The 10,654-nt window shown below is 46.0% G+C and carries 10 protein-coding genes and 2 pseudogenes; 9 read left to right on the top strand and 3 right to left on the bottom strand.

Features of this window, described 5'->3' with window-relative positions; genetic code table 11:
• Positions 1-293: 293 nt before the first annotated feature.
• From STRDD13_RS05250 to STRDD13_RS08845, 3 genes are all read right to left on the bottom strand, one after another.
• Positions 294-803, bottom strand: a complete 510-nt coding sequence (locus STRDD13_RS05250; protein WP_067102756.1) for a GNAT family N-acetyltransferase — start codon at positions 801-803, stop codon at positions 294-296.
• A 190-nt stretch (positions 804-993) separates the two neighbouring features.
• Positions 994-1,452 (bottom strand): transposase, encoded by a 459-nt coding sequence (locus STRDD13_RS08850; protein ID WP_082781182.1) that lies wholly within the window; start codon positions 1,450-1,452, stop codon positions 994-996.
• A 67-nt stretch (positions 1,453-1,519) separates the two neighbouring features.
• Positions 1,520-1,744: an IS630 transposase-related protein gene (locus tag STRDD13_RS08845; RefSeq protein ID WP_067102752.1), complete on the bottom strand. Its 225-nt coding sequence runs from the start codon at positions 1,742-1,744 to the stop codon at positions 1,520-1,522.
• Positions 1,745-1,785: 41 nt separating this feature from the next.
• Between STRDD13_RS08845 and STRDD13_RS05235 the strand changes: the two are divergent.
• The 9 genes and pseudogenes from STRDD13_RS05235 to STRDD13_RS05195 form a co-directional block, all read left to right on the top strand.
• Positions 1,786-2,058: pseudogene (locus tag STRDD13_RS05235) on the top strand (IS3 family transposase); the annotation flags it as partial.
• Between the two features lie 115 nt (positions 2,059-2,173).
• Entirely contained in the window at positions 2,174-3,658 is a 1,485-nt protein-coding gene (thrC, locus tag STRDD13_RS05230; RefSeq protein ID WP_067103207.1) for a threonine synthase, read from the top strand.
• Between the two features lie 76 nt (positions 3,659-3,734).
• Positions 3,735-5,024 carry an MATE family efflux transporter gene (locus STRDD13_RS05225; protein ID WP_269450102.1) on the top strand — a complete coding sequence of 430 codons (1,290 nt, stop codon included), beginning with the start codon at positions 3,735-3,737 and terminating at the stop codon, positions 5,022-5,024.
• A gap of 213 nt (positions 5,025-5,237) precedes the next feature.
• On the top strand, positions 5,238-6,230 hold the full coding sequence (gene mvk, locus STRDD13_RS05220; RefSeq protein WP_067102750.1) for a mevalonate kinase: 993 nt from the start codon (positions 5,238-5,240) through the stop codon (positions 6,228-6,230).
• A pseudogene (gene mvaD / locus STRDD13_RS05215) lies at positions 6,211-7,244 on the top strand (diphosphomevalonate decarboxylase). Before mvk ends, mvaD begins: the two are co-directional and overlap by 20 nt.
• Positions 7,244-8,338, top strand: a complete 1,095-nt coding sequence (locus tag STRDD13_RS05210; protein WP_067102748.1) for a phosphomevalonate kinase — start codon at positions 7,244-7,246, stop codon at positions 8,336-8,338. The pseudogene mvaD and the gene STRDD13_RS05210 overlap by 1 nt, the downstream one beginning before the upstream one ends.
• Positions 8,328-9,413 carry a type 2 isopentenyl-diphosphate Delta-isomerase gene (gene fni, locus STRDD13_RS05205; RefSeq protein WP_067102747.1) on the top strand — a complete coding sequence of 362 codons (1,086 nt, stop codon included), beginning with the start codon at positions 8,328-8,330 and terminating at the stop codon, positions 9,411-9,413. The genes STRDD13_RS05210 and fni overlap by 11 nt, the downstream gene beginning before the upstream one ends.
• A 112-nt stretch (positions 9,414-9,525) precedes the next feature.
• Positions 9,526-9,792, top strand: coding sequence for an ACT domain-containing protein (locus STRDD13_RS05200; protein WP_067102745.1), 267 nt, complete (start codon positions 9,526-9,528; stop codon positions 9,790-9,792).
• 20 nt (positions 9,793-9,812) lie between these two features.
• Positions 9,813-10,654 (top strand): DUF711 family protein (locus STRDD13_RS05195; protein ID WP_156471278.1); only part of this gene is annotated, 842 nt, incomplete at its 3' end.

Genomic DNA, 10,654 nt, shown 5'->3' with positions numbered 1-10,654 from the left:
ATTGTATTTAATTTAATTTTAATAAACTGTAACCTTTTTGTAATAATATTCATGCCAGTCGCAACCGTCTATTTTAAGGGATTTTTAAGGTTACTTTGAAGGAAGTGATATTTTTCAAAAAATCATTATATACTTTTTTAAATAGTTATTTTTATTTTGATAATTAAAACAATTATGTTTAATCAATTTGTAGAATATATTTCTATATAAAAAATAAAAACTCCCTTATTTGATAAAAAGGGAGTGATGATTATAAGTATTTTCTTTCCATTTTATAACTTCTTCTATGTCTATCAAATCAGATCTTTTGATAGATATAAAATCAAGTCACCAACATCTCTGCAACTAGCATCTAAACCTACTGATTGATTTTGATACCAAACACCCGTCCCATCTGGAATATAGCCTCGTTTGATGTACAATCTCTGGGCAGGTCCATACCCTGAATGGAGCCCAACACCAAGCGTCACCTTATTCGATATAAGCTTGACTCGTTTCTCAGCTTCTTCCATCAAGAGATTTCCAATCCCTTGATTTTGAAAGGGCTCAAAGACATTGAAATCTGAGAGTTCTGGATAGATTTCTGCAAAAGGCCCCTGCTTAGCGCAGGGCAAAATTGTGATATAACCCGCTAAAGCACCCTCAACCTCTGCAAGTAAGACTTCTCTCTCCCCACACTCTTGTTCCAGAAAATATCTAGCCAAAATTTCCTCTCTACCAGGCCAACCCTGATTGATAAAACCTTGGGACAGGTGTTTGATATCCGATTCAATCATTTTTCTAATAATAGCGTTTCCCTTCATAAGATGCTCCTTTAAAAATTCCTACTATCATTATAGCACGTTTATAGAGAAAGAAAAAAAACAGCCGGGTCTTGACTCGCTGAGCTCATGAAAAAGAGGTCCACCCGGACCGAACTCGCCTTCTCATTTCAAGGCTCGTGAAAAAAGACCCTTACGGGTCTTGATTCGCTTTCTTATAGCCATTTGGTTTTTAATAGTATGCTATTACATCATAAACAGAGTCCATGTTTCGAAGCAATTCGGTCACGCCTCTTTTTAGAACAGCCCAACTTTTCTCAATAGGATTTAATTCAGGAGAATAAGGTGGTAAGGGTAAAAAGAAATGTCCATCCTTGATAGAGAGCTCATCCAGTATTTTCTTGGGGTGGAAGCTGGCATTATCCATCACGATAACATGAGGCTCACTCAAGGATGGTAAGAGCTGTGTTTTAAACCATTCGACAAAGAAAGCACTTGTCATACTATCTTTGTATATCATCGATGCTATGAATGTATTATTCACTTGACCTGAGACAAGAGATGTCCGTTCAAATCGGCGACCACTAATGTTGTCATAGACCTTCTCTCCTCTTGGCGCACGCCCTTTTTTACGATACAAATAAGTATCAATACCTGTTTCATCAATATAAACGACTGGAAAATTTTCCAAAGCTACTAGTGCTTCAAGGCATTGGCGAACTTTTACTGGATTTTGTTCTTTATAGCTAGTTGTTTTTTTAAAAAGTGATATTTACTTTCTTTAAAGCAGCCCAAACAGAAGGAATACTGCAAGAAAAATGATCTGCTATTTCCCTCAAAAAAGCATCTGGATGCAATTCAACAAATTCTTTGAGCTGATCCAATGGGATTTTTCTTGATTTAGAGACACGTTTCTTACGTTCCAAATGCCCCTCTTCAACGTAAGCAAGGACACGTTTTCTAAAATCAATTCCGTATGCCATATAACTGGTATATCATATACTCGTTATAAACTAAACTACTATACCAACACGATTTCTATCATCATTTTTTAGAGTATAAAGGGATCCAGCCATCTATGTCACGTAAGGGTAATAGCCCAGATAATGGCATGATGGAATCTTTCTTTGGCATTCTTAAGTCCGAAATGTTTTATGGTTATGAGAAGACGTTTCAGTCACTTGAGCAATTGGAACAAGCTATTGTAGACTACATTGATTACTACAACAACAAACGAATTAAAATCAAACTAAAAGGACTCAGTCCTGTGCAATACAGAACTAAATCCTTTGGATAAATTAATTGTCTAACTTTTTGGGGTCAGTACAAAGCTGGCCCTGCTCTTTTTTCACTAGGAGCTTTAAATTGTCAGGAAATATGGTATGATAGTAAAAAAGACTTCGGGGGACCATATGTCATTAGTATACCAATCCACACGAGATGCCCATAATACTGTCACAGCTAGCCAAGCGATCTTGCAAGGGCTGGCGACAGACGGTGGACTCTTTACACCAACCAGCTACCCTCAAGTAGCGCTGGATTTTGACCAGCTCAAGGATGCTAGCTATCAAGAAGTGGCAAAACTAGTCTTGTCTGCTTTTTTGGATGATTTTACAGCGGAGGAGTTGGACCACTGTATCGATCAGGCCTATGACAGCAAGTTTGACACACCGGCTATCGCTCCTTTGGTTAAGCTAAATGGCCAGTACAATCTAGAATTGTTCCATGGATCGACCATTGCCTTTAAGGATATGGCCTTGTCCATCCTGCCTTACCTGATGACGACAGCTGCTAAAAAGCATGGCTTGGAAAACAAGATTGTGATCTTGACTGCGACCTCTGGCGATACAGGAAAAGCGGCCATGGCAGGCTTTGCAGACGTTCCTGGAACTGAAATCATCGTCTTTTATCCAAAAGACGGAGTCAGCAAGGTTCAAGAGCTGCAAATGACGACTCAGACAGGAAGCAATACCCATGTTGTAGCCATTGATGGAAATTTTGATGACGCTCAGACCAATGTCAAGCAAATGTTTAATGACGCAGACTTACGGGAGCGGCTGGCGGCTCATCATTTACAATTCTCCTCTGCCAATTCGATGAACATTGGTCGCTTGGTGCCGCAGATTGTCTACTATGTCTATGCCTATGCTCAATTAGTCAAGAGTGGTGAGATTGGATCCGGAGATCCGGTCAACTTCACTGTTCCGACTGGAAATTTTGGAAATATCCTAGCGGCCTACTATGCCAAGCAAATCGGCTTGCCTATCGGCAAACTCATCTGTGCCTCCAACGAAAACAATGTCCTGACGGACTTCTTCAAGACGCGCATCTATGATAAAAAACGCAGCTTTAAGGTGACTACAAGCCCGTCTATGGACATTTTGGTGTCCTCCAACCTGGAACGATTGATTTTCCATCTGTCTGGCAATAATGCCGAGAAGACATCGGCTTTGATGGATGCCTTGGTCCATCAAGGCGAATATGAGTTAACCGATTTTGATCCAGAGATTCTCGAGACCTTTGCGGCTGACTATGCGACTGAGGCAGAAACGGCTACAGAAATCAAGCGGGTCTATGAGGAAAATGCCTACATCGAGGATCCTCATACAGCCGTAGCATCAGCTGTTTATCAGAAATATCTGGCTACAAACGAAGACGCGCATCCGACAGTGATTGCCTCAACAGCTAGTCCGTATAAATTCCCGGTTGTGGCTGTAGAAGCGGTGACGGGTCAATCGGATTTGAGTGACTTTGATGCCCTGGCCCAACTTCAGGAAATCTCAGGAGTGCCTGTACCACCAGCTGTTGATGGTCTCGAAACAGCTCCAGTTCGCCATCGGACGACTGTAAAAGCGAGCGATATGCAACAAGCCGTGGAAGAGTACCTAGGGTTGTAAGCAAAATGCCATAAGACAGGAAGACTCGGTTGGGCAACTAACGGGGTCTTTTCTAACAAAAGAGAAGGAGGATGACGTGACACACCAACAATCAATCCCCCGAAAACTGCTGGCCATCGCTCTACCTGCTATGGTTGAAAATCTCTTGCAGATGTTAATGGGAACTGTCGATGGGTACCTAGTGGCTGTACTAGGTCTCGCAGCTGTTTCAGGGGTTTCTGTAGCCAATAATTTGACGGCTGTTTACCAGGCGGTTTTCATTGCTCTGGGAGCGGCGGTCTCTAGTAGTTATTCAGCTCACCTTGCCCGGAAAGAAGAAGGTGCATCCCGTCGGTTGATGGAGCAGGCCTTGACCTTAACGATCCTACTGAGCCTGGGGCTCGGTCTCTTATCCATCTTGATGGGAGAGCAGACGCTAGCTCTTTTAGGGACGGAGCCAAGGGTCCGTCAAGCAGGGGGGCTTTACTTGGCTACGGTCGGTGGAGGGATTTTATTTCTGGGCTTGATGACGACTTTGGGGAGTTTGTTACGCAGTCAAGGGAAGCCGCGTCTCCCCATGTATGTGAGCCTCTTGAGCAATCTTCTGAACGCCCTTCTTTCTGCGATCAGCGTATTCTGGCTTGGTATGGGGGTTTTTGGAGTGGCTTTAGCGACGGTCTTGTCCCGGATGATAGGGAGTGCCCTTCTATTTTCTGCCTTGGATCTGGGTGGGTCACGGCTTCGCTGGAGTTGGAGGCTGGATCAGGAGCTGCTTCGTCTGACCCTTCCTGCTGCGGGAGAACGCCTCATGATGCGCATAGGCGATATTGCCATTGTCGCCATTATCGTTAGCTTTGGAACTCGAGTGGTTGCAGGAAATGCCATTGGGGAAACCTTGACGCAGTTCAATTACATGCCCGGGATGGGACTAGCCACGGCAACGGTTATCCTAGTTGCGCGTGCGCGTGGTGAAGGGAGCCAGCTAGAGCAGAAGAAATTGGTTTCATACTCTTACTGGATCGCCCTTGTGACCATGGGTTTGGTTTCAGGACTCATTTTTCTTTTGGGAAGACCTTTGACCGCCCTTTATACGAATGATAGTCAGGCAGTGGCTGCGAGTGTATTAGTTGCCTTTTATGCTTTTATAGGCACGCCTGCTATGGCTGGGACCTTGGTCATGACTGCTGTTTGGCAAGGTCTGGGGAATGCCCGACTTCCTTTTTACGCGACATCACTTGGCATGTGGATGATTCGGATCGGTCTTGGGGTGCTGTTGGGGATCTGGCTGAAACTTGGATTAGCCGGTGTCTGGATTGCGACAGTCGCCGACAATGTGTTCCGCTGGCTTTTTCTGACGGCACTTTATATTAAGAAAGGGAGAAGTTAGAGTTTCCTGAGAATGATTGAAAATAGAACATCTAGAGAGTGTCGGATGAAGGTCAGGCCTCTCTTTTTTAGGATGACTAGGAGAAGGGCTGGTTAGGGCAGACGCGTATACAAGACTCTCTCCTGAAATTTGCCTAAAAAAGCGGATTTTCGCTGTCACTTAAGGAATCGGTTAGCAAAACGATTTGAATCCTTTAAGAAAATGGTATAATAGATAGAATCATATCAGAAGAAAGAGGCGCACAACGTGCTTGGAAACGAACCAGCTTTTGGAACATCAAACGGGAAAATCATCTTGATGGGAGAACACTCAGTGGTCTACGGTCAGCCAGCTATCGCTATGCCTTTTTCTGCTGTCCAAATTCAGGCTAAAGTTGTAAAAGAAGGGCAAGCCTTGCGGGTGACCTGTGATTTTTATGAAGGTCTAGTCCATCAGATTCCAAAGATTTGGGAGAGTTTAAAGCATGCCATCCGCTTTTCACTCTATCGGATAGGGGCTCCGAGCGATCCTGCTCTTCACATTACGATTGAGTCGACCATTCCAGCAGAGCGTGGGATGGGATCGAGTGCCGCAGTGGCCGTAGCTGTCGCGCGCGCCTTATTTGCCTACTACCAAAAGGAGCTATCGGACCAAGAACTCTGGGAAATCGTCCAGTCCTCTGAAAAGATTGCCCACGGGAATCCATCCGGCATCGATACCACCACGACCAGTGGTCATCAGCCTGTTTATTTCATCAAAGGGGAGCCACTTCAAACGCTGGAGTTGCACTTGGATGCCTATTTGCTGGTGGCAGATACGGGGGTTATTGGGAATACCTTGGAAGCCATACGGGATGTAGCTGATTTGCAGACGCATTCTGAGCAGGCCAAAGAGGCGATTTTGACTCTAGGCAGGCTGACGCGTCAGGCTAAGTGTGCTTTAAAAGAGCAAGATAGGGAGCGACTCGGACTTCTGATGAATCAGGCGCAAGAAGAGCTCCGCTTTCTTGGAGTATCAGAAGAACATTTAGAAAAGTTGATTGCAGTCGCCCATAGGCATGGTGCTTTAGGTGCTAAGTTAACCGGTGGGGGCCGGGGTGGCTGTATGATTGCGCTGGTTCGACACCGCAAGGAGGCTGATCGACTCGAAAAGGCCTTGAAAGAAGCTGGAGCTTATCAGACGTGGATGCAATACTTAGGAGAAAATAATGACAATAGCGATTGGTAGGGCAAGGGCGCATACAAATATTGCCTTGATTAAATATTGGGGCAAACGGGATAAGACGCTTTTTTTACCCATGAATTCCAGTCTTTCCTTGACCTTGGACGCTTTTTATACAGATACCAAAGTGACATTTGACTCGGACTTCACAGAGGATTCCTTTTTTTTGAATGGTCTTGATCAACCCATAGAGGAAGTGGAGAAAATCACGTCCTTTTTAGACTTGTTTCGGGAAGATTTTCAAGTAGGAATGAAGGCAAAGGTAGAAAGTTTCAATTTTGTTCCGACCGCTGCTGGACTAGCCTCCTCTGCATCAGCCTACGCTGCCCTCTCCATGGCGATCAATCAGGCGCTTGGTTTGGATATGGATCGCTCCCGTCTGTCTACCTATGCTAGAAGAGGGTCAGGATCCAGTACGCGGAGCTTGTTTGGAGGTTTTGTCGAGTGGGATAAGGGGCATTCTTCTGAAACGTCGATGGCCTATCCAGTTGATGATGCCGACTGGGACATCGGGATGTTGGTCGTTGTGGTCAACTCCCAAAAGAAAAAATAGCTAGTCGTGTCGGGATGGATCACACGGTAGAAACCTCGCCATTTTATGATGCCTGGAAGCAAACAGCTCAGGAAGATTTATTAGCCATCAAGGAAGCAATCAAAGAGAGGGATTTTAGCCGTTTGGGCACCATTACAGAGCACAATGGAATGAAGATGCATGCAACCACACTTTCTGCTAATCCTCCCTTTACTTATTGGAGTCCAGACACTATTCGTGTGCAAGAGGAAGTGCGCGCGGTTCGGAGTCAGACAGGGCTTTCGGCCTTCATGACCATGGATGCCGGACCCAATGTCAAGATCCTTTGTCGCCAAAGTCAAATGGTCCAACTAAAAAAGGCTCTTCAAGAAGTGTTGCCAGTGGAGTTTTCCATCATCGAAAGTGGGGTTGGTTTTGCTGCGAGAAGCCTATCTGAAAGAGAGTGGGAAGATTCTGTAAAAGAGTTTGAAGAAAAAGGAAGGATGTAATGAAGGTAATTGGCAAGTCGCCAGGGAAACTCTATATTGGTGGCGAATATGCGGTAGTTGAAACGGCCTATCCCGCTGTCATTGCAAGTGTCGACCGCTATGTTCGCGTAGTACTGTCTTCCCGTTCAGGCGCTGTTGGGACCTTGCATTCCAATCAAGAAGCGGATCAAACTTTTGATTGGCATCGAGAGGAGGGAAGGGTTGTCTACAAGGAAGATATGCCTTTTCAACTGGTAGCTATGGCTCAACAAGTAGCCGAACGCTATCTAGCAGAAAAAGGGCAACCAATCCAGTGGGCTTACGACATCACCATTCAGTCTGACCTAGATCATGTGTCTGGTCAAAAGTTTGGCCTAGGTTCGTCTGGAGCTGTCACAGTTGCTGTTATCCAGGCGGTGCTAAATCTTGGGGCTTACCCTTGGCAACCTATCGAACTATATAAATTATCGGTGATGAGCCAGTTGTTCTTACATAAGAAGGGATCTTTCGGGGATTTAGCAGCCTCTAGCTTTGGTGGTGTGATTGCATACACGGCACCAGATCGAGCTTGGCTTAGGGGTGAATTGAAAACGCGTCGTCTTTCGGATCTCGTTCAGATGGAGTGGGAAGGGTTGTCTATCTTGCCACTGGAGATTCCTCGAGAACTCCAGTGGTTGGTTGGCTGGACCGGAAGGCCAGCTTCGACCGATTACTTGGTTCAAGCGATCCAGGACGTCGTCCATCAAGAAGAGCGTGAAATCGCGTATGTGCGGATGCTTGAGGACAGTCGGATCTGTGTCGTCCGCATGATAGAAGCCTGCCGGACAGGTCATGCAGCGATGTTTATGGAGTGTATCTCTGAAAATCGCCGGATTCTTCAGGAGTTTGAAAAAGGGGTCGGCACGGTCATTGAGACGCCACTTTTACAACAACTGTGTCAATTAGCCATCGAACAAGGGGGAGTAGCCAAGAGTTCTGGAGCAGGTGGTGGAGATTGCGGGATTGCTTTTGTCGATGACCTGCATTCGGAAAGGCTGATTCGAGAGGCCTGGTCAGAAGCAGGAATTCTTCCATTGGAAATTCGGGTAGCAGAAAGGGTGACTTATGGGAACTAATTCAGTATCTCGTCGAAAGGATCAGCATATCGCTCTGGCCAATCAACAGTACCATCAGGAAAGTGCGAGAGATTTTGAGGACATGCGCTTTGTTCACCATTCTCTTCCCCAGATCGCTTGCGAGGAAATCCAGTTAGAGACCCGTATCGCCGGTCTGGAGTTTGCTTTTCCCTTTTTTGTCAATGCGATCACGGGTGGAAGTGAGCGCGCTTACGAGGTCAATCATAGGTTGGCGCGATTGGCGCGTGAAACAGGCATTGCATTGGCGTCTGGATCAGTGAGTGCTGCGATGAAAGATCCTTCCTTAGCGAGATCCTTTCAAGTCTTGCGCAAAGAAAATCCCGATGGGGTGATTTTTGCTAACTTGGGAGCTCATCATACGCTGGACAATGCAAAGAAAGCAGTGGATTTGTTAGAAGCGGATGCGCTGCAATTGCATGTAAACGCCCCTCAAGAAATGGTCATGCCAGAGGGAGACCGCGATTTCCGCTCCTGGTTGCGAAATATTGAGGATATTGTAGCCCATCTAGACGTGCCTGTGATTGTCAAAGAGGTGGGATTTGGGATGAGCCGTGAGGCTATCCGGCTGCTCCAGTCTGTTGGAGTGGATATGATTGATATTTCAGGGACAGGGGGGACGGATTTTGCTAAAATTGAGAATCACCGTCGCCCATTAGCGGACCGTTATGATTTCTTAGAAGGTTGGGGTCAGTCTACTGTCCATTCCCTACTCGAAGCTGCTAGTGTGAACCAAAGCGAAAAGACGACCATCATCGCTTCAGGTGGGATTAAAAATGGTCTCGATATTGTCAAGTCCCTGGCCTTAGGGGCTAGCTTAGTGGGGATGAGCAATCACTTCTTACACCTGGTGCGCAAAGAGGAAGGGCTTTTACTTGCGATCGCAGAAGTTGAGCGCCTGCAAGACCAGATTCGTACCGTGATGGCGCTTTTGGGGGCTAAGACGCCTAAGAATCTTACAAAGACAGATATTCTGTTTGGTTGGTCGACCCATCATTGGTGCCAAATGCGGGGGATTGATGAGATTTATTATGCAAATCGCTCCTCTTCTTTGTAAAATGTACGGAAAAAGTTCTGCCTTTTCTTCTCCTTTGTATGAAAAGGTCGGAGCTTTTTTAAAATCCCAGAACTTATGATAAAATAGAAAAAAGGAAAAAGGAGTGCAGAATATGAAAGCAATAATCACAGTAGTCGGAAAGGACAAAACAGGGATCGTAGCAGGAGTATCTTCAAAAATCGCAGAGTTGGGACTCAATATTGATGATATTTCACAGACCGTTTTGGATGAATATTTTACCATGATGGCTGTAGTGTCGAGCGAAGACAAACAGGACTTTACACAACTGCGCACCGAATTTGAGCGCTTTGGGACGAGTTTGAATGTCAAAATCAATATCCAAAGTGCCGCTATTTTTGAAGCGATGCACAACTTGTAAGCAGGAGAGGAGTTTGCCACATGGACATTAGACAAGTCACCGAAACCATCGCCATGATTGAGGAACAGAACTTTGATGTTCGGACCATCACCATGGGGATTTCCCTGCTTGATTGTATCGATCCAGATATTGATCGCGCGGCGGAAAAAATTTACCAGAAAATCACGGAAAAAGCCAAAAATTTGGTGGAAGTGGGAAATAGCATATCTGCTGAGTTGGGGATTCCGATTGTTAACAAGCGGATTTCAGTAACGCCGATTTCCATCATTGGTGCAGCGACGGATGCCAGGGACTATGTGCCCTTGGCCAAGGCCTTGGACCGGGCGGCCAAGGCGGTCGGCGTTAACTTTATCGGTGGTTTTTCAGCTCTTGTCCAAAAAGGCTATCAAAAAGGGGATGAAATCCTCATCAACTCGATTCCACGGGCTTTAGCTGAGACGGACTTTGTCTGTTCCTCGGTCAATATTGGCTCCACTAAGACGGGGATTAACATGACAGCTGTACGGGATATGGGGCGGATTATCCAGGAAGCCTCTATGGCTGACCCTATGGGGCCAGGGAAGTTGGTCGTCTTTGCTAATGCGGTTGAAGACAATCCATTTATGGCTGGGGCCTTTCACGGGGTTGGTGAAGCGGATGTAGTCATCAATGTCGGTGTCTCAGGTCCAGGTGTGGTTCAGCGGGCGATTGAAAAAGTCCGTGGAGCAAGCTTTGATATCCTCGCAGAAACAGTCAAAAAGACGGCCTTCAAGATTACCCGTGTGGGACAACTGGTGGGGCAATTGGCTTCAGAGCGGTTGGGTGTCGAGTTCGGGATTGTAGACCTATCCTTGGCGCCAACTCCAGCGGTCGGAGACTCTGT

The organism is Streptococcus sp. DD13 (genome assembly GCF_001578875.1).
Taxonomy (GTDB): Bacteria; Bacillota; Bacilli; order Lactobacillales; family Streptococcaceae; genus Streptococcus.
Note: the sequence above shows the minus strand (reverse complement) of the source record. Positions and strands in the feature narration are given on the sequence as shown.